The organism is Streptomyces sp. NPDC029138 (assembly GCF_055564375.1).
This window is the reverse complement of record NZ_JBVHWM010000035.1, coordinates 64,263-90,577: the sequence shown is the minus strand read 5'-3', so window position 1 is coordinate 90,577 and position 26,315 is coordinate 64,263. Positions and strand designations below refer to the sequence as shown.

The window sequence follows — 26,315 nt, the reverse complement described above, 5'->3', positions numbered from 1 at the left end:
TTTTTGGGTTTTGCCGCAGCGCGGTCGACACCCACCCCCTCCCCCCCCCCCCCCCCCCCCCCCCCCCCCCCCCCCCCCCCCGCGCCCCCCCCCCCCCCCCCGGGGCGCGTCAGCCGAACGTGGTCCGCTCCAGCCAGAACTCCAGCAGTTCCCGGTCGCCGAGCACCTCCAGGCCGGGCGCGTCCAGCGGCAGCCGGCGGTAGAAGGCGAGCAGCAGGGGGGTGAGCGGGCCGCGCAGGGCGACCGTGGCCTTCTCGTGCCCGCGCCGCCAGCTCACCCCGTCCTCGCCCAGCTCCACGAGCCACTCGGCGTGCAGGTCCGGGCCGGTGTCGGTGGCGTGCAGATGGATCGAGCGCCCCGGGCCGCGCAGTTCCTTCGCCGCCTCGTGGGCCGCGTTGCGCTGCACCCACTCCACGAGCTGCAACCACTCGTCCAGCGCGTCCGCAGCGATGTCCGGCGCGACCTCGTAGGGCAGCCCGGCGGCGAGCGTGGCGTCGGCCCGGTGCACGGTGATCTCGCAGGCCATACGGCGGGCCCAGAAACCGGCGTTCAGCACGCCGGCCCAGCCCCACACCTCGGCGTCCGGGCCGGCCTCGCGCAGCGCGCCGACGACCAGCTCGCCGGTGTCCGCGAGCCACGCGTCCAGAGCAGCCGCGTCCCCGCGCCCCTCCGGTCCGCCGGCCAGCGGCACCTGCTCGGGCGGGATGTTCTCCCGCGCCCGGGCGCGCACCAGGGCGTCCACCCAGCGCAGAGCACCCCCCATGTGCCGTACGAGGTCTTCCAGCGACCAGTCCGGACAGGTCGGCACGGTCGCGGACAGATCGGCGCCGGAGGTCACCACGGTCCTCAACCGGTCGACCTGGTGGGCGATTTCGTCGCAGTAGCGGTCATGCGCGAGCAAAGGCATGACCTCACCCTAAAGGCGCGATGATCAGTCGAGCACGACCGTTTCGGCCACGTCGAACTCCACGCCGACCGAGGCGCCGGGCTCCGGCGCGTCCCGGAGCGGGCAGGCCGCCTCCAGTCGGGGGCCGTCCGCCGGCTGGAGATGGACGGCCACATGGGTGCCCCTGAAGGTGCGGGCGGCCACCGTGCAGGCCAGACCCTGGTCGGCCGGTACGAGCCGCACGCCGGCCGGCCGGACGAGGACCGTACGGGTGCCCTGCGCCGAGCCGTCGGGCACCGGCAGCTTGCCCCACGGGCTGTCGGCGACCGTACCGGCGACGGTCGCCGGGACCACGTTCTCGAAGCCGAGGAAGCGGGCCACGAACGCGTCGGCGGGCCGCTGCCACACCGCGAGCGGCGTCCCGGTCTGCGCGATCCGCCCGTCCCGCATCACCACCACCCGGTCGGCCAGCGCGAACGCCTCGCCCTGGTCGTGGGTCACGGCGAGCACGGTCGTCCCCAACCGGCCGAACAGCTCCCGCAGTTCGACGACCAGCCGCTCCCGCAGCGAACGGTCCAGCTGACCCAGCGGCTCGTCCAGCATCAGCAGCCGGGGCCGAGGGGCGAGCGCCCGGGCGAGGGCCACGCGCTGCTGCTCGCCGCCGGACAGCGAGGCCACCGCCCGCCGGGCCGCGCCGGGCAGCCCGACCAGCTCCAGCAACTGGCCCACCTCGGCGTCCCGTTCACCCTTGGCGACACCGTGCGTCCGCAGCCCGAACGCCACGTTCGCGCCGACGTCCCGCTGCGGGAAGAGCTGGTGGTCCTGGAACATCAGCCCGACGCCCCGCCGGTGCGCGGGTACGCCCGCCTGGTCCCGGCCGTCGAGCAGAATCCGTCCGCCGGACAGGGGCTGGAGCCCGGCCACGGCCCGCAGCAGGGTCGACTTGCCGCTGCCGCTGGGGCCGAGGACGCACACCACCTCGTGCTCGGCGACATCGAGGCCGACGGCGTCGAGCACGGCCCGCCCGCCGAAGCGCACGGTCGCGGCATCCAGGCTCAGCAGCATCTAGAACTCCCCCGTCCGGTCGGTCCGCAGCCGCTCCAGGATCAGCAGCGCGGCGGCGCACACCACCATCAGAATCGTCGAAAGGGCCATCGCCTGGCCGTAGTTGAGGTCGCCGGGACGGCTCAGCAGCCGGGCCACGGCGACCGGGAGCGTGGGGTTGTCGGGCCGGGCGATGAACACGGTGGCCCCGAACTCGCCGAGCGACACGGCGAACGCGAACCCGGCCGCGACCAGCAGCGCCCGCCGCACCAGCGGCAGGTCCACCTCCCGCCACACCCGCCACGGCGAGGCCCCGAGCACGGCCGCCGCCTCCCTGAGCCGGACGTCCACCGCGCGCAGCACGGGCAGCATGGTCCGTACGACGAAGGGGGCGCCGACCAGCGCCTGGGCGAGCGGCACCAGGATCCACGACTGGCGCAGGTCCAGCGGCGGCTTGTCGAGCGCGATCAGGAAGCCGAAGCCGACGGTCACGGCGGAGACGCCGAGCGGCAGCATCAGCAGCGCGTCGAAACCCCGCACCAGCCGTCCCGCGTCCCGCCGGGCCAGCGCGGCGGCGGCGAGACCCCCGATCACGACGGCGATGGCGGTGGCGGCTACGGCGTACTCCAGCGAGGTCCACACGGCGTGCACGGGCGCCACCAGGAACGTACCGCCGTCGGAGTGGGTCAGCGCCCGGTAGTAGCCGAGGCCGGGCGCGTCCAGGGAGCGGCGGACGAGGACGGCGAGCGGCAGGACCAGCAGCAGCGCGACGGTGGCGAGGACGCCGGTGAGCAGGGCCCACTGTCCGGTGCCGCGCGGGCGCCGGGCGGTCGTCCTCGGGTCCACGAGCCGCAGCGCGGTCTCCCGGCGCCGTACCGTCCAGGCGTGCACGGCGAGGATCGCGCCGACGGCCGCGAACTGGACCAGGGTGAGGACGGCGGCCGTGGACAGGTCGAAGACCTCGGAGGTCTGCCGGTAGATCTCCACTTCGAGGGTGGAGAAGGTGGGGCCGCCGAGGATCTGCACCACACCGAAGGAGGTGAAGGTGAACAGGAACACCATCAGGGCGGCGGCGGCCACGGCGGGCGCGAGCGCGGGCAGGGTGACCTTGCGCCAGGCCGTCAGCGGGGAGGCGCCCAGCATCCGCGCGGCCTCCTCCTGCCGGGGATCGAGCTGGGCCCACAGCCCGCCGACCGTGCGGACGACGACCGCGAAGTTGAAGAAGACATGGGCCAGCAGGATCGCCCACACCGTGGTGTCCAGCCGTACCCCCCACAGCTGGTCGAGCAGCCCGCCCCGGCCGACCAGCGCGAGGAAGGCGCTGCCCGCGACGACGGTCGGCAGCACGAACGGGACGGTGACGACGGCCCGCAGCAGCTGCTTGCCGGGGAAGTCGAGGCGGGCGAAGACGTAGCCGGCGGGCAGGGCGAGCAGCAGGGTGAGCGCGGTGGAGGCGAGCGCCTGCCAGGTGGTGAACCACAGCACGTGCCGGATGTCCGGCTCGGTGACGACGTCCGCGATCCGCCCGAGGTGCCAGGCGCCGTCCGTCTTCAGCCCGCGCGCGACGATCGCGGCGACGGGCCAGGCGAAGAACAGCGCGAAGAACGCGACGGGCAGGGCCATCAGCCCGAGCCGCGCCGCGTTTCCCCGCCGGGAGCCGGTTGCTTCGGTCGCTCCGGCCGCCTTTGTCACTTCAGTACGAGTGAGGTCCACGACTTGACCCACTGGTCGCGGTTGGCGGCGATCTTGTCCGGCGCCATGGTCTGGGGGTCCTTGGCGGCCGGGCCGTACTTCGTGAAATCGGCGGGGACGGCGGCGCCCCGCACGACGGGGTAGACGAACATGTTCAACGGCATGTCCCGCTGGAACTCCTTGGTCAGCAGGAAGTCGATGAACGCCTTGCCGCCCTTGGCGTTCCTGGCGTTGCTCAGCAGCCCGGCGTACTCGGTCTGCCGGAAGCAGGTGCCGTACGCCACCCCGGTCGGGGCGGAGCTGGGCCGCTTCTTGGCGTAGATCACCTCGGCGGGCGGGGAGGAGGCGTACGACACCACGAGCGGCCGGTCGCCGCCCGCTTTCCTGCCTTCGGAGGAACCGGAGAACTCCTGGTAGTAGGCCTGTTCCCAGCCGTCGACGACCTTGACGCCGTTGGCCTTCAGCTTCTTCCAGTAGCCCTGCCAGCCGTCGTCCCCGAACTGCGCGGCACTGCCCAGCAGGAAGCCGAGGCCCGGCGAGGAGGTGGCCGCGTTCTCGGTGACGAGGAGGTTCTTGTACGCGGGCTTGGCCAGGTCGGCGAAGGACTGCGGCGGGGTCAGCTTGTGCGCGCTGAAATAGGCCTTGTCGTAGTTGACGCAGATGTCGCCGGTGTCGACGGGCGTGACGCGGTGCTTGTCCTGGTCGACGCGGAACTCGGGCCGGACCGTGTCGTGGCCCTTGGCCTGGTACGGCTGGAACAGCCCGTTGTCGAGGGCCCGGGACAGCAGGGTGTTGTCGACGCCGAAGAAGACGTCGCCCTGCGGGTTGTCCTTCGTCAGGACGGCCTTGTTGACGGCCTGCCCGGCGTCGCCGTCCTTGAGGACCCTGACCTTGTACCCGGACTGCTTCTCGAAGTCCTTCAGCACGTTCTTGGAGACGGCCCACGAGTCGTGGCTGACGAGGGTGACGGTCTTGGAGTCCGAGGACGACTCCGCGTCCGACGCACCGCACGCGGACAGCGTGATCAGGCCGAGCCCGACCGCCACGGCCACGAAGGTCTTGTTGTGCACTGGATGGTCCTCCTGGGGTTGGCCAGGAAGAACGCGGCCCCGCCCGGGAACCCGGGCAGGGCACGACAGCTTGAGTGATGACCGAACTTCCTACCCAGAATGACCTGGGCGAGGTTCAGAGGGTCTGCGGCCCGGTGCCGCACTCTCAGCGCTGTGGCGCTCCCCTGTCGGAATATGAAGGTGTGTGGACCCGCTCAGATTACCGCTCGGTGGCCGCGAGCTGACCGCAGGCCCCGTCGATCTCCTGTCCACGGGTGTCCCGGATGGTGACGGGCACGCCGTGCGCGGCGATGGCCTCCACGAACGCCTTCTCGTCCTCCGGCCGCGACGCGGTCCACTTCGACCCCGGCGTGGGGTTCAGCGGAATGAGGTTGACGTGCACGGGCCTGCCCTTCAGCAGCCGCCCGAGCCGGTCACCGCGCCAGGCCTGGTCGTTGATGTCGCGGATCAGCGCGTACTCGATGGACAGCCGGCGCCCGGACTTCTCGACGTACTCGAACCCGGCGTCCAGCACCTCGCGCACCTTCCACCGCGTGTTCACGGGGACGAGGGTGTCGCGCAGCTCGTCGTCGGGGGCGTGCAGGGAGATCGCGAGGCGGCACTTGAAGCCCTCGTCGGCGAACCGGTGGATGGCCGGCACCAGCCCGACGGTGGAGACGGTGATCCCGCGCTGCGAGAGGCCGAGCCCGTCCGGGGCAGGGTCGGTGAGCGCCCGGATGGCGCCGACGACCCGCTTGTAGTTGGCGAGCGGCTCGCCCATCCCCATGAAGACGATGTTGGACAGCCGTGCGGGCCCGCCGGGCACGTCCCCGTCCCGCAGCGCCCGCATGCCGTCCACGATCTGGTGGACGATCTCCGCGGTGGACAGGTTCCGGTCCAGCCCGGCCTGCCCGGTCGCGCAGAACGGGCAGTTCATACCGCACCCGGCCTGCGAGCTGATGCACATGGTGACCCGGTCCGGATACCGCATCAGGACGGACTCGACCAGCGTGCCGTCGAACAGCCGCCACAGCGTCTTGCGCGTGGTCCCCTCGTCGGTGGACAGATGCCGGACGACGGTCATCAGCTCCGGGAACAGCGCTTCCTGGAGCTTGGCACGGGAACCGGCGGGGATGTCGGTCCACTGCTCCGGCTCGTGCGCGTACCGCGCGAAGTAGTGCTGCGAGAGCTGCTTGGCACGGAACGGCTTCTCACCGATCCCGGCCACCGCTTCCTTGCGCTCGGCGGGCGTGAGGTCGGCGAGATGCCGCGGCGGCTTCTTGGCTCCGCGCGGCGCGACGAAAGTGAGTTCTCCGGGCTTAGGCATGGCGTTACCAGTGTCGCAGATCCAAACGGGTGGCCCGCCGGGCCCGTGACGCGGCCGTTTCTAGTCGTCGTCGGTGTCCCCGCTGCGGGTACGGCTCCGACTCTTCTGGGCGCTGCTCACCAGCTCGCCCGCGCCGCGCGTGAGGGCCGCGACGATCCGGACCCAGCGCGGGCCGCCGCGCTCCGCCCACACCACGCAGACGCAGCCGCCGATGACGAGTGCCAGGACGCCGAGCAGTAGAAAGATCATGTTCCCCCCTGTGTTCTCCCGCGTACCTTGCCACGGATCGTGTCACCACGTCACGGGCAGGGTCCTCGGCCCGCGGATCAGGCCCTGACGCTGGAACTCGACCTCCTCGGGTGGCACGGCCAGCCGGATGCCGGGGAAGCGGGCGAGTACGGCGCCGATCATGACCTCGGCCTCCATGCGGGCCATGACGGCGGCCAGGCAGTGGTGCGGGCCATACCCGAAGGCGACGTGGGCGAGGTTGTCGCGGTCGAAGTCCAGGGCGTCCGGGTCGGGGAAGACCTCGGGGTCGCGGTTGGCGGCGAGGTAGGCGTTGTAGACGACGTCACCGGCCCGGATCAGCCGGCCGCCGACCTCGACGTCCTCCGTGGCTATCCGGGGGATGCCGACGCCGTTGCGGTGCGGGACGTAGCGGAACAGTTCCTCCACGGCCCGGGGCAGCAGTTCCGGCTCGCGGCGCAACCGGTCGAGGTGCCCGGGGTGGGTGAGCAGCGCGTACATCATCGAACCGCTGTTGTTGCGGACCGCGTGGCCGCCGCTGACCTGGACGGCGATGGCGAGGGAGAGCGCCTCGTCGTCGGTGATCTCCCCCGTCGCGGCTGCCCGCGCCAGCTCGCCGGCCAGGTCGTCGCGGGGTTCCGCGCGGCGGCTGCGGAGCAGTTCGGTGATCCGGGCGCGTGTGGTCCGGGCGGCCTCCTTGGCGCGCTCCTCGGACTCGGCGCCCGCGGACAGCAGGGCCTCGCCCGTCGCGGCCCAGCGGTGCCAGTCCTTCTCCGCCACGCCGAGGAAGTCGCGGAGCACGGCGATCGGGAAGGGGCCGTGCAGGTGTGCCATGAGGTCGGCGGGCGCGCCGGCGCGTTCCATCCCGTCCAGCAGGTCGGCGGCCCTGCGCTCCGCGAGCGGACGCAGCCGCCGCATGCTCTGGCCGGTGAACGCGCGCGCGACGACCCCGCGCAGCCGGGTGTGCCGTGGCGGATCGATGTATTGCAGGCCCGCCGTCTGCGAGGCCACCGGCACCGGGCGCATGGTGGTGACAGCGCGGCCGACGACCTGTTCCCGGGAGAAGCGCGGGTCCGAGGTGACGAACCGGACGTCCTCATACCGCGTGACCAGCCACGCGCACCCCTCGCCGTACGGCAACTCGATCCGCGCGACCGGCTCCTCACGCAACAACTCGTCCAGAAACGGATCGGACACGAGCGCGGGCAGATCCTCAACGGGCCAGAACCGGACGGGTGGGGGCGGCGAGGCGGGGGCTGGGGCGGCGGAGGCTGTGGAGATGGGGACGGGCCCGGGGGAGGCGGGCGCGGGGGCGGCGGAGGCGGACGCTGTGGAGGTGGGGGCGGGCTGGGCGAAGGCGGGCGCGGGAGCGGGTGTGGCGGAGGTGGACGCGGGGGCGGCGGAGGCGGCGGAGGCGGGCGCGGGGCCGACGGACGCGGACGCGGGGGCGGCGGAGGTGGGCGTGGAGGTGGGCGCGTGTTCAAGGGAGGCGGACGCGGGGGCGGTGGACGCCGATGCGGCGTCGGCGGAGGCGGACGCGGGGCCGACGGACGCGGACGCAGGGGCGGCGGAGATGGGCGCGGGTTCAAGGGAGGCGGACGCAGGGGCGGTGGACGCCGATGCGGCGTCGGCGGAGGCGGACGCGGGGCCGACGGACGCGGACGCAGGGGCGGCGGAGGCGGGGGCGGCGGACGCCGGCTCGGTGGAGGTGGGTGGGGAAGTGGGCGCGGGGTCGAGGGGCATCCGGGTCACTCCCTGCTGCGTCGCCGGGCGGTGGCGGAACCGCCGTTCTCTGAGGGAGTCTGCCGCGCGCGGACGCCGGCCGCCGATTCCTGCTGCGGCATCCGGGTGCGGGGGTGGTCCGGGTACGACGACGGCCCCCGCCCTGTTTCAGGACGGGGGCCGAAGAGCCGTACCGCTCACGCGGAGCCGACGAAGATCACCATCAGCAGCCACACCACCGGCGCCGTGGGCAGCAGCGAGTCGAGCCGGTCCATGATGCCGCCGTGCCCGGGAAGCAAGGTGCCCATGTCCTTGATGCCCAGGTCCCGCTTGATCATGGACTCGCCGAGGTCGCCCAGCGTGGCGCTGGCCGCGACCGCGAGGCCCAGCAGCAGGCCCTGCCACCAGCTGCCGTCGTCGATCAGGAACTGCATGCACAGCGCGCCCGCGACCATCGCGAACAGCACCGCGCCCAGCAGGCCCTCGCGGGTCTTGCCGGGGCTGATGCGCGGCGCGAGCTTGTGTTTGCCGAAGCGCCAGCCGACCGCGTAGGCACCCGTGTCGCTGACGACCGTCAGGAGCAGGAAGGTGAGCACCCGCCAGGAGCCGTCGTCGGCGGTGAGCATCATCGCGACGAACGTGGCCAGGAACGGCACGTAGAACGCGGCGAAGAGGCCGGCCGTGACATCCCTGAGATAGTTCTCCGGCGGTTCCGTCATCCGCCAGACCAGCGCGGCCAGCGCCGTCAGCGCCATGGCGACCCACGCGCCCTCGGCCCCGCGCACATAGCCGGCGACGACCATCGCCGCGCCGCCGACGGCGAGCGGCACCAGCGGCGCCTTGATGCCCTTGCGCTCCTGGAGCCTGCTGGTCAGCTCCCACAGGCCGACGACGACAGCGACCGCGATCACGCCGACGAACACGGCCTTGACGATGAACAGGGACGCGACGATCACCACACCGAGCCCGAGGCCGACGCCTATGGCCGCGCTCAGGTCACGGCCCGCGCTCTTCTTCTGCGGCGCTGGCGCCGGCTGCGGGACGTCGGGCATGGGCTCCGGGTTCTGGGTCTCGGCCGGGAGTTCCCGGGCCTGGAACGTCTCGTCTCGGAACAAGGGGCCGCTCAGCCGAGCGGCCCCCCGGTCGTCGTCCTGGTGTCCGCCATACGCGGGTACGTCGGGCACGATGGGCATGGGGCGTGTCTGCTGCGCCTCAGGCGCATCGTACGCGGGACCCGCCGGGCCGGCCCCCGGTACAGGCTGGGCGGGCCCACCCCCGGTGGGCCCCCAGTACCCGGCCTGGCCCGCCGATGGCGGCGCCCCCCAGGAAGAGTCGCTCATCAGACTTCGAGCAGCTCCGCTTCCTTGTGCTTGAGAAGCTCGTCCACCTGTGCGACGTACTTCGCCGTCAGGTCGTCGAGCTCCTTCTCGGCACGGCGGCCCTCGTCCTCACCGATCTCGCCGTCCTTGACGAGCTTGTCGATGGCGTCCTTGGCCTTGCGGCGCACGGAGCGGATGGAGACCTTCGCGTCCTCACCCTTGCTCTTGGCGACCTTGATGTACTCGCGGCGGCGCTCCTCGGTCAGCTCGGGGAACACCACCCGGATGATGTTGCCGTCGTTGCTGGGGTTGACCCCCAGGTCGGAGTCGCGGATGGCCTGCTCGATGTTGCGCAGCGCGCTCTTGTCGAACGGGGTCACGACCGCCATGCGCGGCTCCGGCACGGAGAACGAGGCCAGCTGGTTGATCGGCGTCGGGGCACCGTAGTAGTCGGCCACGATCTTGTTGAACATCGCCGGGTGCGCACGGCCGGTGCGGATCGCGGCGAAGTCCTCCTTGGCGACCACGACGGCCTTCTCCATCTTCTCCTCGGCTTCGAGGAGGGTCTCTTCGATCACCACTTGCTCCTGCGTGTCTTGAGTAAGGCCCGGCTGCGGTTCCTGAAGTCGGTCGGCGGCCGGCTGCGTCGCGTCTTCTTCCTGCACGGTTCCCGACCGGCAGGACATTGTCCATCCCCCGGCCAGGGTCCGGCCCCCTCACAGGGCCGTACATCACCGGCCGGGTTGATCCCGGGTCAGTCCCGGCTGCCCTGGTCACCCACCAGCGTGCCGATCTTCTCACCCTTGACGGCGCGGGCGATATTGCCCTCCGCGAGCAGCTCGAAGACGAGGATCGGGAGCTTGTTGTCGCGGCACAGCGTGATGGCGGTGGCGTCGGCGACCTTGAGTTCGCGGGTGATGACCTCGCCGTAGCCGAGGGCGTCGAACTTGACGGCGTCGGGGTTGGTCTTGGGGTCGGAGTCGTAGACCCCGTCCACGCCGTTCTTGCCCATGAGCAGTGCCTCGGCGTCGATCTCCAGGGCGCGCTGGGCGGCGGTGGTGTCGGTGGAGAAGTACGGCATGCCCATACCGGCGCCGAAGATGACCACGCGGCCCTTCTCCAGGTGCCGCACGGCGCGCAGCGGGATGTACGGCTCGGCGACCTGGCCCATGGTGATGGCGGTCTGCACGCGGGACTGGATGCCCTCCTTCTCCAGGAAGTCCTGGAGGGCGAGGCAGTTCATCACGGTGCCGAGCATGCCCATGTAGTCGGAGCGGGCGCGGTCCATGCCGCGCTGCTGGAGTTCGGCGCCACGGAAGAAGTTGCCGCCGCCGATGACGACCGCGATCTGGGCGCCGTCGCGTACGACGGCCGCGATCTCGCGAGCGATCTTGTGCACCACGTCCGGGTCGACGCCCAGGCCCCCGCCACCGGAGAAGGCCTCTCCGGACAGCTTCAGCAGAAACCGGCCGCGTACTTTGCCGTCGTCGCTCTTCTGGGCCTTGGTGGTCATGGGGATCCCAACTCTTTCACGTGTTGCACATACGAAGAAGGCCATTGCCGATGGGGTTGCTTTTCGCTCCCATACGCGGCAATGGCCTCCTCGTCAGATCTGCTGCCGTCCGCCCCACGCCGGGGTGTGGCGGTGTGCGCGGACGACTGCGGTCGACCCTATCGGGATTTCCTCGTGGATTTCTCCGGGGGTCGCGCGTCGATCGCGGTACGGACTCAGATGCCGACCTTGATGCGCGAGAAGCGCTTCAGGGTGACACCGGCCTCGTCCAGCACCTTCTGGACCGACTTCTTGTTGTCGAGCGCGTACGGCTGGCCGAGCAGCGTGGCGTCCTTGAAGAAGCCGTTCAGACGACCCTCGACGATCTTGCCGATCGCGGCCTCGGGCTTGCCCTCGGCGCGGGTGGTCTCCTCGGCGATGCGGCGCTCCGACTCGACGACGTCGGCCGGCACGTCCTCCTTGGAGAGGTACTTCGGCGCGAAGGCGGCGATGTGCTGGGCGACGCCCTTGGCGACCTCGGCGTTCGGCTTGTCCAGCTCGACCAGGACACCGATCTGCGGGGGCAGGTCGGGCATGGTGCGGTGCATGTAGGCGGTGACGTAGCCGTCGGAGAACTGCGCGAAGCGGTCCAGGACGATCTTCTCGCCGAGGTTGGCGTTGGCCTCGTCCACGAACGCCTGGACGGTCTTGCCGGGCTCGATCTCGGAGGCCAGCAGGGCCTGGAGGTCGGCCGGGTTCGTCTTGGCGACGTGCTCGGCGATGGCGTTGGCCACGGCCTGGAACTTCTCGCCCTTGGCGACGAAGTCCGTCTCGCACTTCAGCTCGACCAGGACACCGGAGGAGTTGTCGTCGGCGATGATGGAGACCACGGCGCCGTTCTCGGCGGAGCGGCCCTCGCGCTTGGCGACGCCCTTCTGGCCCTTGATGCGCAGCGCCTCGACGGCCTTCTCGACGTTGCCCTCGGCCTCGTCCAGCGCCTTCTTGCAGTCCATCATGCCGGCGCCGGTCAGCTCACGGAGCTTCTTGACGTCGGCGGCGGTGTAGTTCGCCATGAGTCTGTGAGTCTTTCTCGAAGTCTGGAGGATCGAAGATCAGGGGGGTCTGCGTTCTCCATCTGGATGTAGCTCATCTAGATGCAGATCTCCGACCCGCCTCTGACCTACGGGTGAACAGCGGGGGCGGACTTCATGTCACCGCCCCCGCCGTCAACGCTGACGGTCAGGCCTGCTCGCCCTCGGCGGCCGGAGCCTCGGCAACCGGAGCCTCGGCGACCGGGGCCTCGGCGACCGGAGCCTCGGCAGCCGGGGCCTCGGCGGCGGGAGCCTCGGCAGCCGGGGTCTCCTCGGCCTTCTTCTCACCCTCGAGCAGGTCGCGCTCCCACTCGGCGAGCGGCTCGCCCGCGGCCTTCTCGCCCTTGTCACCGGTGGCGACGCCGGAGCGGGCGATGAGGCCCTCGGCGACGGCGTCGGCGATCACGCGGGTGAGCAGGGTGACGGAACGGATCGCGTCGTCGTTGCCCGGGATCTTGTAGTCGACCTCGTCGGGGTCGCAGTTGGTGTCGAGGATCGCGACGACCGGGATGTTCAGCTTCCGGGCCTCACCAACGGCGATGTGCTCCTTCTTGGTGTCCACGATCCAGACGGCGCTGGGCACCTTCTGCATCTCGCGGATACCGCCGAGGGTCTTCTCCAGCTTGGCCTTCTCGCGCGAGAGCACGAGAAGCTCCTTCTTGGTCAGACCGGACGCGGCGACGTCCTCGAAGTCGATCTGCTCCAGCTCCTTGAGGCGCTGGAGACGCTTGTAGACGGTCGAGAAGTTGGTGAGCATGCCGCCCAGCCAGCGCTGGTTGACGTAGGGCATGCCGACGCGGGTGGCCTGCTCGGCGATGGCCTCCTGCGCCTGCTTCTTCGTGCCGACGAACATGACCGTGCCGCCGTGGGCGACGGTCTCCTTGACGAACTCGTAGGCGCGGTCGATGTACGACAGCGACTGGAGCAGGTCGATGATGTAGATGCCGTTGCGCTCGGTGAAGATGAAGCGCTTCATCTTCGGGTTCCAGCGACGGGTCTGGTGACCGAAGTGGACGCCGCTCTCCAGCAGCTCCCGCATCGTGACGACGGCCATGGCCGTTTCTCCTTGGTGTTCTCGGTTGTGCCGCGTCCGCCGGACGGCGGCCGCGCCTGACGCCCGCTGTGCGCCTTGCCGCGAGGGACCGAGGGGCGCTTGGTACGAACCGTTGCCGGGTGCCGTACCGGGGCGTGCGAAGTCGACCCGGTGACCCGGATCGCCAGAAGAAGTGTACGGGACCGGCGAGGCACCGGGTGACGCCGCTGTCCACAACCGGCGAGTGGTCCACAGGGTCAGGACGTGACCGGCGGAAGTGCGGGACGGTGTCGGCATGCGACGAACGATGCGACGCGCGCTGCTGTGGGCGGCGCTGCCGCTGGGGTTGGCGGTGTGCCTGCTCACCCCTCTGGCCTGGGCGGACACGGCTCCCGTGATGCCGCCGCCTCCTCCTGCGGCCCCGGTTCCGCCGGTGGCCCGCGCCTGGCCGGTCGGCGTCCGCCCACCGGTCCTGCGCGGCTGGGAGCCACCGGCGACGGTGTACGGCCCTGGACACCGGGGGGTGGACCTGGGAGCGCCGGCCGGGGCGCCCGTACGGGCGATCGCACCGGGCCGGGTGCTGTTCGCGGGGCGGGTGGCGGGGAGAGGGGTGGTCTCGGTGGAGCTGCGGGGGACGGATCTGCGGACGACGTACGAGCCGGTGCGGGCCTCGGTGCGGAAAGGGGAGGAGGTGGGGGCGGGGGCGGTGGTGGGGGTGGTGGAGCCGACGGGGTCCCACTGCGGGACACGGACGTGCGTCCACTGGGGTCTGCGGCGGGGTGACGCGTACGTGAACCCGCTGTCCGTCCTGCCACCGTGGCTGCTGGGCGGGGGACCGTCGAGGTTGCTGCCGGTCGTGTCTCAGCCGCCGGTGCGTGGGGGCTGGTCGCGCAGTTCCCCGCGCCCTCTTCGGGGGCGCTCTCCAGCTGTCCCGGCCACGCCGGTGAGGCTCAGCCCTTCACACCACCCAGGGCCATCGCCACAGCCGCGTCCGTCACCACCGCGGGATCCTCGGCCGCCCCCAGCTCGATACGCCGGACCGCCGCGTCCACAACCCCTTGCAGCAGCATCGCCGCCAACCGGGGCTGCCCGTGCCCCAGCTCCTCCAGCGCCTCGACGATCATCGCGACCAGCCCCCCGTGGGCAGCCCTGATCTTCTCCCGGGCCCCGGCATCCAGCTCACTCGCGGAGATGGCGACGACCGCCCGATGCCGCCGGTCCCCCACCAGCGCCAGCTGCTGCCGCACATACGCCTCGACCTTGCCCTCGGCCGTCCCGGCCCGCTCCATCGCCGTCGCGACCTCGGCCGCCCACACCGGGAAGTCGACCTCGCACAGCTCCTCGACCACGGCGGCCCGGGACCGGAAGTACTCGTACACGGACGACCGCGCCAGCCCCGTCCGCTCGGCCAGCGCGGGAAAGGTCAGCGCTTCCGTCCCGCCCTCGGACAGCAGGGACCGAGCCGCGTCCAGCAGGGCGGCTCGCTGCATCGACCGGTGTTCGGCCACGGAGGCCGCTCGAATCCTTGGCACGTCGACCACTTTACGGACAGGCCATCCCGTAAGGGAGCACTCAGCGCCCGAAGCTCGCCAGCTTGGCCCGCAGCTGGAGCACCGACTTGGTGTGGATCTGGCTGACCCGGCTCTCGGTGACCCCGAGCACGTTGCCGATCTCGGCGAGGGTGAGCCCCTCGTAGTAGTACAGGGTGACCACGGTCTTCTCCCGCTCGGGCAGGGTGTTGATCGCCCGCGCCAGGAACCGCCGCAGCTCCCGGTCCTCGGCCACCTCCACCGGGTTGTCGGCGGCGGTGTCCTCCAGCGTGTCCATCAGGCTGAGCCGGTCCCCGCCCTCGCCGCCGACGTGCAGCAACTCCTCCAGGGCGACCACGTTGGCCAGCGACAACTGACTGAACACGGCGTGCAGTTCGTCGACCTCCATGCCCAGCTCGGCGGCGACCTCCCCCTCCGACGGCGTCCGCCGCAGCCGCGCCTCCAGGGTGGCGTAGGCACGCTCGACGTTCCGCGCCTTCTGCCGGACCGAGCGGGGGATCCAGTCCAGCGCCCGCAGCTCGTCGATCATCGCGCCGCGAATCCGGGTGATCGCGTACGTCTCGAACTTGATCTCCCGGTCGATGTCGAACTTCTCGATCGCGTCGATCAGCCCGAACACGCCCGAGGAGACGAAGTCGGCCTGCTCCACATTGGGCGGCAGCCCGACGCTCACCCGGCCCGCCACGTACTTGACCAGCGGCGAGTAGTGCAGGATCAGCTGCTCCCGCAGCCGGTCGTCCCCCGTCGCCTTGTACGACCGCCACAGCTCGTCGAGTGTCGAGGGAGCGGGCGGTCGCACGCTGCCACCGTCGCGGGCGGCTGGGGGGATCGCCGCCCGGTCGGACCCGGAGGTGTGCTGGGGCATTCGTCGCCTTGTGCCGTTCTGCCGTGAAGTGCCGTGAAGTGCTGTGGAGCGGGAAGAGGTGGGGTTCCTGCGGGGAAGTGGGGCTGCCTGGGTGAGGTGACGGTCTGATGCGGGGTTGGCGCGATCCGCGCCACCGCCTTTGTGAGCGTAGCGTGACTGAGGAGTCGCGGTGTGCGAACAGGGCGGCGCCACCCGTGCGCGGGGCGCTCGCGTCGGCAGGGTGACCGCATGCCGGGGTTCGCTCTGCGTGACCGGCCCGAGGCGCCAACTCCGGGAAACGCCAAGGGCGTCGGGGGTTCCCCCGGACGGCCGAACACGGTCGGTCAGCACGGACGGCGACCGTCCCGGACCGAGGTCATCGCCTGGCGTGTCAACTTCCAGCCATCGCCGTGTCGTTCGACGTAACCAAGTGCTCGGAGTTCGTACAGTCTCGCGATGGCCTCGTCCCGTGTGGTGCGCGCGCCGAGCGCGATCTCCTCGGCGGGGGCCGCGCGGCTGCCGGGGAGGGCGGCGAGCACCGTCCGGGCGGCCGGTTGCAGCAGGTCACGAGGGAGGATCGGGCCTCGCCGGGCCGGGGCCAGCTCACCCATGTCGCCCACGAGTTCGATGACCTCCGTGGCATCGGTGACCAGGGTGGCCTCACCGCGCAGCAGTTCGTGCACGCCGGCGGAGAGGGAGCTGGTGACGGGGCCCGGGACGCCCATGGTGAACCGGCCGAGGCGCTGCGCGGCCCGCGCGGTGGCCAGCGAGCCGCTGCGGCAGGCCGCCTCCACGACGACGGTGCCCCTGGTCAGCGCGGCGATGACGCGGTTGCGGAGGATGAACCGGCTCGGTGTCGGATGGTCGCCCGGCGGCAGCTCACCCACCACCAGTCCCTGTTCCGCGATGCGGGCGAACAGTGCGGCGTGGCCGCGGGGGTAGGGCTGGTCGACGCCGCAGGCGAGGACGGCGACGGTGGCGCCGCGGGTGGCGAGGGCACCGCGGTGGGCGGCGCCGTCGATGCCGTACGCCCCGCCGGAGACGACCACCCAGCCGCGTTCGGCGAGGCCGGAGGCGAGGGTGGCGGCCGCGTGGGTGCCGTACTCGGTGCAGGCGCGGGCGCCGACCACGGCCACGGACCGGAGCGCCCACATCCGCAGATTCGGCCGGCCCCGCACCCAGAGCCCGAGGGGCCGCGCGTCCCCGAGGTCGTCGAGCTGCCGGGGCCACTCGGCGTCCCCCGGACAGACGAACCGCGCCCCGGCGGCCCGGGCCACCTCCAGATCCCGCTCCGGCTCGGCCCGCCGGGCCCGGGCGACGAGCCCCGCCCACCGGGTCCCGCTCACCCCCGGCAACGCGTCCTTGCCACACCGCAGCCGCCGCACCACCTCCCCCACCCCGAACTCCCGCACCCACCGCCCACCGACCTCGTCCCCCGCCTCGACAACCCGCCCGAGAAACACCCTGCCGAGCAGTTCGGCGCCGGGGTCCTCCTCTACGGTCATGTCAGCGCTCCGATGGCCATCGGCACCCCTCGGGGGACACCGGTGCGCAGTTGCAGGGCCAGGGCGACGTCGGTCGCGTCCGGGCGGTCGTGTCCGACGAGGTCGGCGACCGTCCAGGCGACGCGCAGGACGCGGTCGATCCCGCGGGCGGTGAGCACGCCCCGTTCCAGGTTGCGTTCGGCGTCGTCCATGGCTCCGGCGGCGGCGTGGTAGCGGCTGCGCAGTTCGCGGCCGGGCACTTCGCTGTTGGTGCGCCACGGGGTGCCGGCCAGGCGGGCCGCCGCCCGCTCCCGGGCCTGCCGTACCCGGTCGGCCACGGTCGCCGTGGACTCTCCGCGGGCGCCGGGCTCCGTGAGCTGGGCCCGGGTGACCGGGTCGACTTCGACACGCAGATCCACCCGGTCCAGCAGCGGGCCGGACAGCCGGGACTGGTAGCGGCGGATCGTCGACGGCGGGCACTCGCACAGCGAGTCGCGGAGTGAGAAGCGTCCGCAGGGACAGGGGTTGGCTGCCAGAACCATCAGGAACCGTGCCGGGAAGCGGACCACGCCGGCGCTCCGCGCGATGACGACGTGCCCCGACTCCAGTGGCTGTCGCAGGGCGTCCAGGGTCTGGCTGTGGAACTCGGGGGCCTCGTCCAGGAACAGCACGCCGCGATGGGCGAGGGACACCGCGCCGGGCCGGGCGATGCCCGGGCCTCCGCCGACGAGTGACTGCATCGTCGCCGAGTGGTGCGGGGCGCAGTAGGGGGCGACGTCGATGAGCGGCTTGCCCGGGGGCAGCAGCCCGGCGACCGAGTGCACGGCCGTCACCTCCAGGGAGTCTCCCCGGGTGAGCCGGGGAAGCACGGCGGGCAGGCGCTCGGCGAGCATGGTCTTGCCCGCGCCGGGCGGCCCCTCCAGGAACAGGTGGTGCCCGCCGGCCGCGGCCACCTCCACCGCCGTACGGGCGGAGATCTGCCCGACGACATCGGCCAGGTCGTGATCGTGGTCGTGGTGCGCGGCGCCGATGCTGTGCATGCCGGTGGCGGCGCCCGTGCCCGGTACGCGCAACCCCGCCAGGAGGGGATCGGGCCGTCCCTGCTCGTCCGGCGCCTCGTCGGGGACGGGCTCGTCGGTCAGGACCGCGATGAGCTGCCGCAGGCTGCGCACACCCAGCACGGACACACCGGGGACCAGCGAGGCCTCGGCGGCGGCGCACTCGGGCACGACCACCTGCTCGTACCCGGCGTCGGCCGCCGCGAGGACGGCCGGCAGGATGCCCCGCACCGGGCGCACCCGGCCGTCCAGGCCCAGTTCTCCGATCATGACGATGTCGGCGAGGACCCGGGGGTCGATCCGCTCGGCGGCACCGAGCACCGCGCAGGCGACAGCCAGGTCGAAGCCCGAGCCGGCCTTGGGGACGGAGGCCGGGCTGAGTCCGACGGTGAGCTTCTTCTGCGGCCATTCGCCGCCCGAGTTCACCACCGCCGCCCGCACCCGGTCGCGGCTTTCCGTCAGGCTTTTGTCCGGGAGGCCTACCAGGGTGAAGGCCGCGACTCCGGGTTCGAGGTCGGCCTGGACCTCGACGACCACGCCTTCGACGCCGACCAGGGCGACCGAGCACGTACGGGCGAACGCCATTCAGGCCACCCCCCGCGCGTGCTCGACGGACGGGGCGCCCCGGCGGGGCAGCAGCACGCCTACGATGTCGATGCGGACGCCGCCCGGTGGGGCTCCGCCGTGGGCCTGGATCCAGTGTTCGGCGAGGGCCCGGAGCCGGGCCGCCTTCTCGGGGGTCACCGCGGCCATCGGGTGTTCGTAGCCGCCGCCCCTGCGGGTCTTCACCTCGCAGACGACCAGGGCGTCGCCGTCCCTGGCCACGATGTCGATCTCGCCGGACCTGCCGGAGCGCCAGTTGCGCTCCAGGATCGTCATTCCCTGCTCGGCCAGCCGCCGGGCGGCCAGGTCCTCGCCGTACTTGCCGAGTCCGTTGCGTGCCTTGCTCATGTCGGCACCACCTCCGGCGCCAACGGTCACGCATCCGGCCGAGCAGTGTTGATCTTGGTGGACTACTCAGCGGTTGTGGACAACTCCGTCACCCGCCCGGCAACTCCAGATCGCTCTTGTTCAGCTCCTCAATGTTCACGTCCTTGAACGTCAACACCCGGACCTGCTTCACGAAACGAGCCGGCCGGTACATGTCCCAGACCCAGGCGTCGGCCATGGTGACCTCGAAAAAGACTTCGCCCTGTACCGAGTGCACCTGCATCTCGTAGTCGTTGGTGAGGTAGAACCGCCGCTCGGTCTCGATCACGTATTTGAACAGACCGACGACATCTCGGTACTCCCGGTAGAGCTTCAGCTCCATCTCGGTCTCGTACTTCTCGAGGTCCTCGGCGCTCATGGCATGTTCCCCTTCAGCCGTGCGATCCCCCCATTGTGCGCCAGTCCCGGGAACCCTCAGACGATTTCCGTGTCGAGGGTCACGGGCCGGGCGGGGGGACCTTCGACGAGCAGCGTGCGCAGCAGCTCGGCGAGTCTGGTCGGATACACCGTCTCATGTGCCCGGGTCAGTTCCTGACACGTCCACCAGCGCGCTCCGGCGACACTGCGCCGCTCCAGCTCCGTCAGCCCCGTCGCCGCGGTGGCCGTCTGGGTCGTACGGGCCAGGTAGTACCACTCGTCCTGGTCCCAGCGGCGGCCCGCGAACGGGAACGAGCACCGCCGCCGCCAGAGCACGGGGCCGAGTTCGACGTCGGTGATGCCGGTCTCCTCCGCGAGTTCCCGCAGCGCGGCCTCCTCGCGCGTCTCGGCGCCCTCCAGACCGCCGCCGGGCGTGAACCACCAGTCGTCGGCCGGGTCGTCCGGTTCGTGGCCGTGCAGGAGGAGGATGCGGTCCTCGGCGTCGAGCAGCACCACCCGGGCGACCTTCCGCAGGCCAACCCCGCCACCGTCGCCCGCGTACGGCCCCTCGCCCTCGTACGACTCCCCCGCCGGCCCGTCACCCTCGTACGGCTTCCCCGCCGGCCGCGCGGTCTCAGCGGGCACCGGCCGCCTCCGGGCGGGCCGTGCGGGCGCGGGAGCGGCTCAGGCGGCCCGCGATCGGGCCGTAGGCGCCGCCGCCGAGGACCAGGACCGCGCCGGCCACGATCAGCAGCTCGATCGTGCGCAGCGGGCCGGGCTCGGAGAGGGCGCCGAGGGTCTGGAACCCGGTGGGACGCTCCAGCGTGCCCTTCCAGGGCCAGACGACGGCCTCGACGCGGGCGGACACGGCGTCGCGGGAGACGGTGCCCTGGGCCGCGTCGGTGAGGTGGGCGGTGGAGTCCAGGGAGCCCTGGCGTTCGTCGCCGAGGAGGAACAGCCGGCCCTCCGGGACGGTCACCCCGGGGAAGTTCTTGATCTCGGCGAGGCTGCCCTCGGGCAGGTACGGCTCGTCGATCTGCTTGCCGTTGACGGTCAGCTTGCCGTTCGTGCAGCAGGAGACGGTGTCCCCGCCCACGGCGACCACGCGCTTGACCACCTTGGCGTTGCTGACCCAGGTCTTGTCCTCGAAGACGACCACGTCACCGCGGCGCACCTCGTCGCCGTCGACGCGCTGGGCCAGCACCCGGTCACCGGCGTCGATGGTGGGGGTCATCGAGCTGGTGGGAACGGTGTACGGCCGGTAGACCAGCGCTGCCCAGGCGAAACCGCCGAGGAACAGCACCAGACCCAGCGCCACGGCCAGTCCGGACAGCCGCTGCCCGAGCCGGCTGCCGCCGCCGGCCTGTGCCGTGCCGGTGCCGCCGCTCTGCGGGGCCGTACGCGTCATGCTCTCGCCACCCATGGACCCGCACCCTACCCGGCGGTACCGGACAGGGGCAGCCCCTCTCGCTCGCCCCGGGCGGCTGCTTACCGCTTCTTGAACTCCGCGTTCTCGAACTCCGGGCGCTCGAACTCCGCGTTCCCGGATTCCGCGTTCTCGGACTCCGAGCGGTCCGCGCGCCTGCGCCGCCACACGACCACCGGCAGGACCGCCGCGACGGCGACGCCCCCGGGGGCCACCGTCAGGGACGCGGCGGCGGAGGACTGCTGGTCGAGGCCGGGCTGGTCGAAGGTGTCCGGGACCGGCAGGGTGCCCCAGCGGTTGATCGGCCAGGCCTTGACGATCGCGCGGCCGACGACCTTGTCGACGGGGACCATGCCGTGGTTCCTGTCGGACTGGTTGTACCGGGAGTCGCGGGAGTTCTGGCGGTGGTCGCCCATCACCCAGATGAAGCCCTTGGGGACCTTCACCTTGAACTGGCCGCCCTGGTCGTCCACGCTGCACGGCGTGTTGCCCGGGTAGACGTACGGCTCGTTCAGCGCCTTGCCGTTGACCTTCAGCGGGCCGCTGCCCTTGCACTCGACCGTGTCGCCGCCGACCCCGATCACCCGCTTGATCAGGTCCTTCTCCTCCGCCGACGGCATCAGGCCGATCCAGCTGAGGACCTTCTGCACCGGGTTCGGCGTCGGCGTCGGCTCGCCCGCCAGCCAGTTGTCCGGGTCGTGGAAGACGACGACCTCACCGCGGTCGGGCTTGGACCCGAACCACGGGGTGAGCTTGTCGACCAGCACCCGGTCACCCTGCTGGAGGGTGTTCTGCATCGAGTCGGAAGGGATCGAGAACGCCTGCACCAGGAACGTCTTGATCAGCAGCGCCAGGACCAGCGCGATGCCGATCAGGATCGGCAGTTCCTTCCAGAAGGAACGCGGCTTCCTCGGCCGGAGGGCCGCCGCGCCCGCGCCCGGGCCGTCGCCGCGCGGCTCCGGCCCGCTCTCCGGCCTGCCGTCGTCGCCCGCCGCCGCGTCATTCCCGGAGGTCATGGCGCCGTCCGGTACGGGAAGGTCCGGTTCCACGGGGTGCCCGCGGTGCTCCTCGCCGTCGTGTCCCGACCGTGCGCCAACCGCCACATCCCCCACGCCAACTCCTCACTCCTCGCCGCCGCCTGCGCCGCACACGGTGCAGGCCCACCACTCCCATAACGAGCGGGAGTTCCGCAGGGGTCGGGAGCTGGGTCATTCCGTTCGGATTCTCGGAGGCAACCCTATGCGACGCCTGGGCGGCAGCGGTCGTCCCCGGCGCCGAGTCGGTGACGCTTGCGAAGGTTTTAGGTTCTTCCAGGCGCGTCCAGTGGCCGACCGGCCAGCCGATGACCATGGCCCGGCCGACCACCGAGTCCTCCGAGACCGTGCCGCCGTAGGCCGTGTTCTGGTGGGAGCGGGAGTCCGCGGAGTTGCCCCGGTGGTCGCCCATCACCCACAGCCGGCCCTTGGGGACGGTGATGTCGAAGGGCATGGTGGAGGGCGCGTCCCCCGGGTAGAGGTAGTCGCCCTCGGTGAGCGGGACGCCGTTGACGGTGACGCGGCCCTGGGCGTCGCAGCACTTGACGTGGTCGCCGCCGACTCCGATGACCCGTTTGATCAGGTCTTTCTCGTTGTCGGACGGCAGCAGGCCGATGAAGGTGAGGCCTTCTTTGAGCTGCTTGACGACGACGGGGTCGTGTTTCTTGGCGGTCTGCTCGTCCTGGAGCCAGCCGCCCGGGTCGTGGAACACGACGACGTCCCCGCGCTGCGGCTTGGAGCCGAACCACGGGGTGAACTTGTCGACCAGGACCCGGTCGCCGATCCGGATCGTCTGTTCCATGGACCCGGAGGGGATGACGAACGCCTGGACGAGGAACGTCTTGAGGACGAGTGCGATGAGGACGGCGACACCGACCAGCAGGGGGATCTCCCGAACGGCCGACCGTCTGCGCTTGCGCTTGACCTTGCGTTGCAGTTTCCGCCGCTCCGCGCGCGTGCGGCCACCGCCGGGCGCGGAGGTGCGGCGGGCCCCGGTGGGCAGCAGGTTGTCGGCGGGCGTGCTGGGCACCCCGCGCGGTTTGCCGCGGTTACCCATGGGCGCCTCCCGCCGGGGCGGCGGGCACGCGCGCGTAGGCGGACGGCCGGGTCAGATGCGTCCAGTGACGGTACGGCCACACGATCCAGTCGGCCCGGCCGATGACGTCCCCGACGGGGATCATGCCGCCGCCGGGCGAGCCGAGATGGTCGCGGGAGTCCCTGGAGTCGCTGCGGTGGTCGCCGAGGACGAAGAGGCGGCCCGAGGGCACGACGACGTCGAAGGGCACGCTGGAGGCGCTGTCCCCGGGATAGAGGTACGCCGTCTCGTCGACCGGTCGGCCGTTCACCTCGATCCTCCCCTTCTTGTCGCAGCAGACCACATGGTCTCCGCCCACACCGGCCACGCGCTTGATGTAGTCGGCGTCCCCGAAATACCCGGTGCCGTCGAACACAATCACGTCGCCGCGGCGCGGCTGGGCACCGAAACGGTACGCCAACTTGTTTACGAGAACGCGGTCGCCGATCCTCAATCCCTGTTCCATGGATCCGCTCGGGATCTGGAACGGTTGCGCCACGAAAGCGTTGAGGAGCAGCGAGAACGCCAGGCAGAGGAAGAGCGTGAGGGTGATCCTGCCGCCGGGCAGCCAGTCGGCGACCCGCGACACCAACGCGAAACGCGACCGGCCCTCCGCCCCCGGAGTACCGGGGTGGGAGGAGCGGTCGCGTTCCGTCGGCTGTGCTTCGGTGTCCATCGGAGCCAGATGCTATCCGGCTCCGCTGTGACTCCGGGAAAGCGCTCAGCTCTCGCGCTTCTCCTTGATCTTCGCGGCCTTGCCGCGCAGGTCACGGAGGTAGTACAGCTTGGCGCGGCGCACGTCACCCCGGGTGACCAGCTCGATCTTCTCGACGATCGGGGTGTGCACCGGGAAGGTGCGCTCGACGCCGACGGAGAACGAGACCTTGCGGACCGTGAAGGTCTCGCGGACACCGGAGCCCTGGCGGCGGATGACAACGCCCTTGAACTGCTGCACACGGGAGCGGTTGCCCTCGATGACGCGCACGTGGACGTTGACGGTGTCACCCGGACGGAAGGCCGGGATGTCGCTGCGCAGCGACGCGGAGTCGACGGAGTCGAGCAGGTGAGACATTTCGTCTGCTTTCCTCGCTGATGCCACAGGTCATCAACGGAAACTAGGGGTTCCAAGAGGTCTGCCGTGCGGGTCGGGGCGGGCGTCGTGTCCCCCTGTGGCAGGGGCGCACGCCGGACGGGCGCACAACAGCGGTCTATTCTTCCACGCCCTGGGCCCGGCGCCAAAATCGCCCGTACGGCTCTCCGTCCGGGTCGGGTTCCCAGCCCAGGATGGAGAGCATCTCGCGGTCCTTCTTGTCGAAGGCCTTGGGGTCGCAGCGCTCGATCAGGTCGGGGCGGTGCACGGTGGTACGCCTGAGGGCCTCGTCGCGGCGCCAGCGGGCGATCTTGCCGTGGTGGCCGCTGAGCAGCACCTCGGGGATGTCCCGGCCGCGCCAGACGGGCGGCTTGGTGTAGACGGGGCCTTCCAGGAGGTTGGCCATCGCGCCGGGGGCGAAGGAGTCGTCGCGGTGGGACTCCGCGTTGCCGAGGACGCCGGGCAGCAGCCGGGCGACGGCCTCGGTGATGACGAGGACGGCCGCCTCGCCGCCGGCGAGGACGTAGTCGCCGATGGAGACCTCGTAGACCGGCATCCGGGTCGCGTACTCGTCCATGACGCGCCGGTCGATGCCCTCGTAGCGGGCCGGCGTGAAGATCAGCCAGGGGCGCTCGGACAGTTCGACGGCCAGTTCCTGGGTGAAGGGGCGGCCGCTGGGCGTGGGCACGATCAGCGCGGGCGCCTGGGCGCCGGTCTCGTAGCCGTCGGCGAGGACCGTGTCCAGGGCGTCGCCCCAGGGATCGGTCTTCATGACCATGCCGGGACCGCCGCCGTACGGCGTGTCGTCCACCGTGTTGTGCCGGTCGTACGTCCACGCGCGCAGGTCGTGCACATGGACGTTCAGCTGCCCACGCGCGCGTGCCTTGCCGACGAGGGAGACGTTCAGCGGCTCCAGGTACTCGGGGAAGATCGTGACGACGTCGAGCCTCATGCGCTGTCTTCCCCGGACTCCGCCCCGGACTCGTCCCGGGAGGAGGCGATCTCGGCGCGGTCGTCGATCAGGCCGGGCGGGGGCGCGATGACCGCCTTCTGCTCCGCGAGGTCGATCTCGGTGACGATCTCCTCCACGAAGGGGATCAGCACCTCGCTGCCGTCGGGGCGCTCGACGATGAACAGGTCCTGCGTGGGCAGGTGCGAGATCTCGGTGATCCGGCCGACCTCCGTACCGTCCTCGGTGACCACGTCGAGGTCGATGAGCTGGTGGTCGTAGTACTCGTCCTCGCCCTCGGGCAGTTCCTCGGGGTCCACCTCGGCGATCAGCAGGGTGTTGCGCAGCGCCTCGGCGGCGTTGCGGTCGGTGACGCCCGCGAAGCGCAGGAGGAGGCGGCCGCTGTGGACGCGGCCGGTCTCGATGGTCAGCGGTCCCGCCGAGGCGGGGTCCGTGGCGAGTACGGCGCCGGGCGCGAGCCTGAGTTCGGGCTCGTCGGTACGCACCTCGACGGTGACCTCGCCCTTGATGCCATGGGCACGGCCGATCCGTGCGACTACCAGCTGCACCTGTCAGAATCTCCTGTCGTACGACTGCGGGCCGGGGACGGCCCAGTGGCCCTCCCCGGCCCGAGCCGGTTGCGATGAAGCGTCAGCGGACGTGGTCCACGTCGACGAGGTCGACGCGGACACCGCGGCCGCCGATGGCGCCCACGACGGTGCGCAGGGCGCGCGCGGTGCGGCCGTTGCGGCCGATCACCTTGCCGAGGTCGTCCGGGTGGACCCGGACCTCCAGCACGCGCCCGCGACGCAGGTCGCGCGAGGCGACCTGCACATCGTCAGGGTTGTCGACGATGCCCTTCACGAGGTGCTCAAGCGCCTCTTCGAGCATGCTGCTCAGGCCTCGGTCGACTCAGCCGCAGAGGACTCAGCAGCCGCCTCGTCCTTCTTCTCAGCCTTCTTCTTCTGGGTGATGGCCTCACCCTTGCCCGCGTCGTCACCGCCGAGAGCCTCGAACGACGGACGGGCCGGCTTCGGCTCGGCGGTGAGCAGCGGCGCGGGAGCCGGCTCGCCCTTGAACTTCTGCCAGTCGCCGGTCTTCTTCAGAATGGCGAGCACGGGCTCGGTCGGCTGGGCGCCGACGCCGAGCCAGTACGCCACACGCTCGGCGTCCACCTCGATGACCGACGGGTTGTAGGTCGGGTGGTACTTGCCGATCTCCTCGATGGCCCGGCCGTCACGGCGGGTACGGGAGTCGGCGACGACGATGCGGTAGTGAGGCGAACGGATCTTGCCCAGACGCTTCAGCTTGATCTTGACTGCCACGGGAGTGGGTTCTCCTGGATTTGACGTGGTTGGGCACGGCGAGTTGCCGCGTGGGGTTGCGGTACCCGAGTGCCCGATGGACGCGTCAGCCGGAGGAGAGAGGGGTCCTGTGCGGCTGTCGAGTACAGCTAGCCATTCTGCCATACCCTACGGGCCGCTTTTGGCCGAGGGTGCCCGAGCTGTGCCCGGGGCATGCCGGTGAGGCACCCGGCGTGGAGGTGAGGTCACGTCG

Annotated in this window: 28 protein-coding genes and 1 pseudogene; 1 reads left to right on the top strand and 28 read right to left on the bottom strand. The window is 71.4% G+C overall.

Going from position 1 to position 26,315, the window contains the following annotated elements; all coding sequences use genetic code 11:
• Positions 1-109: 109 nt before the first annotated feature.
• The 12 genes from ACZ4WH_RS25435 to rpsB form a co-directional block, all read right to left on the bottom strand.
• Positions 110-907, bottom strand: coding sequence for a maleylpyruvate isomerase family mycothiol-dependent enzyme (locus ACZ4WH_RS25435; protein WP_468184336.1), 798 nt, complete (start codon positions 905-907; stop codon positions 110-112).
• Between the two features lie 24 nt (positions 908-931).
• Positions 932-1,951: an ABC transporter ATP-binding protein gene (locus tag ACZ4WH_RS25430; protein ID WP_468184333.1), complete on the bottom strand. Its 1,020-nt coding sequence runs from the start codon at positions 1,949-1,951 to the stop codon at positions 932-934.
• The gene (locus ACZ4WH_RS25425; protein WP_468184331.1) at positions 1,952-3,553 is read right to left on the bottom strand and encodes an ABC transporter permease; all 1,602 of its coding nucleotides are present in this window, start codon (positions 3,551-3,553) and stop codon (positions 1,952-1,954) included.
• Positions 3,554-3,618: 65 nt separating this feature from the next.
• Positions 3,619-4,692 (bottom strand): thiamine ABC transporter substrate-binding protein, encoded by a 1,074-nt coding sequence (locus ACZ4WH_RS25420; protein WP_468184328.1) that lies wholly within the window; start codon positions 4,690-4,692, stop codon positions 3,619-3,621.
• A gap of 199 nt (positions 4,693-4,891) precedes the next feature.
• Positions 4,892-5,998, bottom strand: a complete 1,107-nt coding sequence (rlmN, locus tag ACZ4WH_RS25415) for a dual-specificity RNA methyltransferase RlmN (RefSeq protein ID WP_468184326.1) — start codon at positions 5,996-5,998, stop codon at positions 4,892-4,894.
• A gap of 60 nt (positions 5,999-6,058) precedes the next feature.
• Positions 6,059-6,247 (bottom strand): hypothetical protein, encoded by a 189-nt coding sequence (locus ACZ4WH_RS25410; protein WP_468184324.1) that lies wholly within the window; start codon positions 6,245-6,247, stop codon positions 6,059-6,061.
• A gap of 42 nt (positions 6,248-6,289) precedes the next feature.
• Positions 6,290-7,987, bottom strand: a complete 1,698-nt coding sequence (locus tag ACZ4WH_RS25405; RefSeq protein ID WP_468184321.1) for a cytochrome P450 — start codon at positions 7,985-7,987, stop codon at positions 6,290-6,292.
• Positions 7,988-8,163: 176 nt separating this feature from the next.
• Positions 8,164-9,306, bottom strand: coding sequence for a phosphatidate cytidylyltransferase (locus tag ACZ4WH_RS25400; protein ID WP_468184318.1), 1,143 nt, complete (start codon positions 9,304-9,306; stop codon positions 8,164-8,166).
• Positions 9,306-9,863, bottom strand: coding sequence for a ribosome recycling factor (frr, locus tag ACZ4WH_RS25395; RefSeq protein WP_365702930.1), 558 nt, complete (start codon positions 9,861-9,863; stop codon positions 9,306-9,308). Before frr ends, ACZ4WH_RS25400 begins: the two co-directional genes overlap by 1 nt.
• Positions 9,864-10,039: 176 nt before the next feature.
• Positions 10,040-10,798 (bottom strand): UMP kinase, encoded by a 759-nt coding sequence (pyrH, locus tag ACZ4WH_RS25390; protein WP_468184314.1) that lies wholly within the window; start codon positions 10,796-10,798, stop codon positions 10,040-10,042.
• A 215-nt stretch (positions 10,799-11,013) separates the two neighbouring features.
• Complete coding sequence (gene tsf / locus ACZ4WH_RS25385) at positions 11,014-11,850, bottom strand: translation elongation factor Ts (RefSeq protein WP_030649019.1); 837 nt, start codon at positions 11,848-11,850, stop codon at positions 11,014-11,016.
• 166 nt (positions 11,851-12,016) lie between these two features.
• Positions 12,017-12,922, bottom strand: a complete 906-nt coding sequence (gene rpsB / locus ACZ4WH_RS25380; RefSeq protein WP_468184311.1) for a 30S ribosomal protein S2 — start codon at positions 12,920-12,922, stop codon at positions 12,017-12,019.
• Between the two features lie 286 nt (positions 12,923-13,208).
• On the opposite strand from rpsB, the pseudogene ACZ4WH_RS25375 reads away from it, so the two are divergent.
• A pseudogene (locus ACZ4WH_RS25375) lies at positions 13,209-13,769 on the top strand (M23 family metallopeptidase); the annotation flags it as partial.
• 82 nt (positions 13,770-13,851) lie between these two features.
• Here the strand turns inward: ACZ4WH_RS25375 and ACZ4WH_RS25370 are convergent.
• From ACZ4WH_RS25370 to rpsP, 16 genes are all read right to left on the bottom strand, one after another.
• On the bottom strand, positions 13,852-14,409 hold the full coding sequence (locus ACZ4WH_RS25370) for a TetR/AcrR family transcriptional regulator (RefSeq protein WP_468184345.1): 558 nt from the start codon (positions 14,407-14,409) through the stop codon (positions 13,852-13,854).
• A gap of 64 nt (positions 14,410-14,473) precedes the next feature.
• Positions 14,474-15,316, bottom strand: coding sequence for an RNA polymerase sigma factor WhiG (gene whiG / locus ACZ4WH_RS25365; RefSeq protein WP_366763048.1), 843 nt, complete (start codon positions 15,314-15,316; stop codon positions 14,474-14,476).
• Between the two features lie 323 nt (positions 15,317-15,639).
• Positions 15,640-16,800, bottom strand: a complete 1,161-nt coding sequence (gene dprA, locus ACZ4WH_RS25360) for a DNA-processing protein DprA (RefSeq protein WP_468184308.1) — start codon at positions 16,798-16,800, stop codon at positions 15,640-15,642.
• A complete protein-coding gene (locus ACZ4WH_RS25355; protein ID WP_468184305.1) occupies positions 16,797-18,422 on the bottom strand; it encodes a YifB family Mg chelatase-like AAA ATPase in 1,626 nt (541 codons plus the stop codon). The genes dprA and ACZ4WH_RS25355 overlap by 4 nt, the downstream gene beginning before the upstream one ends.
• Positions 18,423-18,788 carry a YraN family protein gene (locus tag ACZ4WH_RS25350; protein ID WP_468184303.1) on the bottom strand — a complete coding sequence of 122 codons (366 nt, stop codon included), beginning with the start codon at positions 18,786-18,788 and terminating at the stop codon, positions 18,423-18,425.
• Between the two features lie 88 nt (positions 18,789-18,876).
• Positions 18,877-19,185, bottom strand: a complete 309-nt coding sequence (locus tag ACZ4WH_RS25345; RefSeq protein WP_014675276.1) for a DUF2469 domain-containing protein — start codon at positions 19,183-19,185, stop codon at positions 18,877-18,879.
• Positions 19,186-19,241: 56 nt separating this feature from the next.
• Positions 19,242-19,718 (bottom strand): NUDIX hydrolase, encoded by a 477-nt coding sequence (locus ACZ4WH_RS25340; RefSeq protein WP_468184343.1) that lies wholly within the window; start codon positions 19,716-19,718, stop codon positions 19,242-19,244.
• Between the two features lie 100 nt (positions 19,719-19,818).
• Positions 19,819-20,607 carry a signal peptidase I gene (lepB, locus tag ACZ4WH_RS25335; RefSeq protein ID WP_468184300.1) on the bottom strand — a complete coding sequence of 263 codons (789 nt, stop codon included), beginning with the start codon at positions 20,605-20,607 and terminating at the stop codon, positions 19,819-19,821.
• Between the two features lie 65 nt (positions 20,608-20,672).
• Positions 20,673-21,722 (bottom strand): signal peptidase I, encoded by a 1,050-nt coding sequence (gene lepB / locus ACZ4WH_RS25330; protein ID WP_468184297.1) that lies wholly within the window; start codon positions 21,720-21,722, stop codon positions 20,673-20,675.
• The gene (gene lepB / locus ACZ4WH_RS25325) at positions 21,610-22,701 is read right to left on the bottom strand and encodes a signal peptidase I (protein WP_468184295.1); all 1,092 of its coding nucleotides are present in this window, start codon (positions 22,699-22,701) and stop codon (positions 21,610-21,612) included. The genes lepB (ACZ4WH_RS25330) and lepB (ACZ4WH_RS25325) overlap by 113 nt, the downstream gene beginning before the upstream one ends.
• On the bottom strand, positions 22,694-23,395 hold the full coding sequence (lepB, locus tag ACZ4WH_RS25320) for a signal peptidase I (protein ID WP_468184292.1): 702 nt from the start codon (positions 23,393-23,395) through the stop codon (positions 22,694-22,696). Before lepB (ACZ4WH_RS25320) ends, lepB (ACZ4WH_RS25325) begins: the two co-directional genes overlap by 8 nt.
• Positions 23,396-23,440: 45 nt before the next feature.
• Positions 23,441-23,791 carry a 50S ribosomal protein L19 gene (gene rplS, locus ACZ4WH_RS25315; protein WP_069778487.1) on the bottom strand — a complete coding sequence of 117 codons (351 nt, stop codon included), beginning with the start codon at positions 23,789-23,791 and terminating at the stop codon, positions 23,441-23,443.
• Positions 23,792-23,927: 136 nt separating this feature from the next.
• Positions 23,928-24,761: a tRNA (guanosine(37)-N1)-methyltransferase TrmD gene (gene trmD, locus ACZ4WH_RS25310; protein WP_468184289.1), complete on the bottom strand. Its 834-nt coding sequence runs from the start codon at positions 24,759-24,761 to the stop codon at positions 23,928-23,930.
• Entirely contained in the window at positions 24,758-25,327 is a 570-nt protein-coding gene (gene rimM, locus ACZ4WH_RS25305; protein ID WP_468184286.1) for a ribosome maturation factor RimM, read from the bottom strand. Before rimM ends, trmD begins: the two co-directional genes overlap by 4 nt.
• An 82-nt stretch (positions 25,328-25,409) precedes the next feature.
• Entirely contained in the window at positions 25,410-25,649 is a 240-nt protein-coding gene (locus tag ACZ4WH_RS25300; RefSeq protein ID WP_005479813.1) for an RNA-binding protein, read from the bottom strand.
• A 5-nt stretch (positions 25,650-25,654) separates the two neighbouring features.
• Positions 25,655-26,083, bottom strand: coding sequence for a 30S ribosomal protein S16 (gene rpsP / locus ACZ4WH_RS25295; RefSeq protein WP_468184283.1), 429 nt, complete (start codon positions 26,081-26,083; stop codon positions 25,655-25,657).
• Positions 26,084-26,315 lie beyond the last annotated feature (232 nt).

Bases quoted from the DNA above. Each gene is read 5' to 3' on its own strand.
- ACZ4WH_RS25435 (WP_468184336.1), bottom strand. From the start codon at position 907: ATGCCTTTGCTCGCGCATGACCGCTACTGCGACGAAATCGCCCACCAG.
- ACZ4WH_RS25430 (WP_468184333.1), bottom strand. From the start codon at position 1,951: ATGCTGCTGAGCCTGGATGCCGCGACCGTGCGCTTCGGCGGGCGGGCC.
- ACZ4WH_RS25425 (WP_468184331.1), bottom strand. From the start codon at position 3,553: ATGGCCCTGCCCGTCGCGTTCTTCGCGCTGTTCTTCGCCTGGCCCGTC.
- rlmN (WP_468184326.1), bottom strand. From the start codon at position 5,998: ATGCCTAAGCCCGGAGAACTCACTTTCGTCGCGCCGCGCGGAGCCAAG.
- ACZ4WH_RS25410 (WP_468184324.1), bottom strand. From the start codon at position 6,247: ATGATCTTTCTACTGCTCGGCGTCCTGGCACTCGTCATCGGCGGCTGC.
- ACZ4WH_RS25405 (WP_468184321.1), bottom strand. From the start codon at position 7,987: ATGCCCCTCGACCCCGCGCCCACTTCCCCACCCACCTCCACCGAGCCG.
- ACZ4WH_RS25400 (WP_468184318.1), bottom strand. From the start codon at position 9,306: ATGAGCGACTCTTCCTGGGGGGCGCCGCCATCGGCGGGCCAGGCCGGG.
- pyrH (WP_468184314.1), bottom strand. From the start codon at position 10,798: ATGACCACCAAGGCCCAGAAGAGCGACGACGGCAAAGTACGCGGCCGG.
- tsf (WP_030649019.1), bottom strand. From the start codon at position 11,850: ATGGCGAACTACACCGCCGCCGACGTCAAGAAGCTCCGTGAGCTGACC.
- rpsB (WP_468184311.1), bottom strand. From the start codon at position 12,922: ATGGCCGTCGTCACGATGCGGGAGCTGCTGGAGAGCGGCGTCCACTTC.
- whiG (WP_366763048.1), bottom strand. From the start codon at position 15,316: ATGCCCCAGCACACCTCCGGGTCCGACCGGGCGGCGATCCCCCCAGCC.
- dprA (WP_468184308.1), bottom strand. From the start codon at position 16,800: ATGACCGTAGAGGAGGACCCCGGCGCCGAACTGCTCGGCAGGGTGTTT.
- ACZ4WH_RS25355 (WP_468184305.1), bottom strand. From the start codon at position 18,422: ATGGCGTTCGCCCGTACGTGCTCGGTCGCCCTGGTCGGCGTCGAAGGC.
- ACZ4WH_RS25350 (WP_468184303.1), bottom strand. From the start codon at position 18,788: ATGAGCAAGGCACGCAACGGACTCGGCAAGTACGGCGAGGACCTGGCC.
- ACZ4WH_RS25345 (WP_014675276.1), bottom strand. From the start codon at position 19,185: ATGAGCGCCGAGGACCTCGAGAAGTACGAGACCGAGATGGAGCTGAAG.
- lepB (WP_468184300.1), bottom strand. From the start codon at position 20,607: ATGGGTGGCGAGAGCATGACGCGTACGGCCCCGCAGAGCGGCGGCACC.
- lepB (WP_468184295.1), bottom strand. From the start codon at position 22,701: ATGGGTAACCGCGGCAAACCGCGCGGGGTGCCCAGCACGCCCGCCGAC.
- lepB (WP_468184292.1), bottom strand. From the start codon at position 23,395: ATGGACACCGAAGCACAGCCGACGGAACGCGACCGCTCCTCCCACCCC.
- rplS (WP_069778487.1), bottom strand. From the start codon at position 23,791: ATGTCTCACCTGCTCGACTCCGTCGACTCCGCGTCGCTGCGCAGCGAC.
- trmD (WP_468184289.1), bottom strand. From the start codon at position 24,761: ATGAGGCTCGACGTCGTCACGATCTTCCCCGAGTACCTGGAGCCGCTG.
- ACZ4WH_RS25300 (WP_005479813.1), bottom strand. From the start codon at position 25,649: ATGCTCGAAGAGGCGCTTGAGCACCTCGTGAAGGGCATCGTCGACAAC.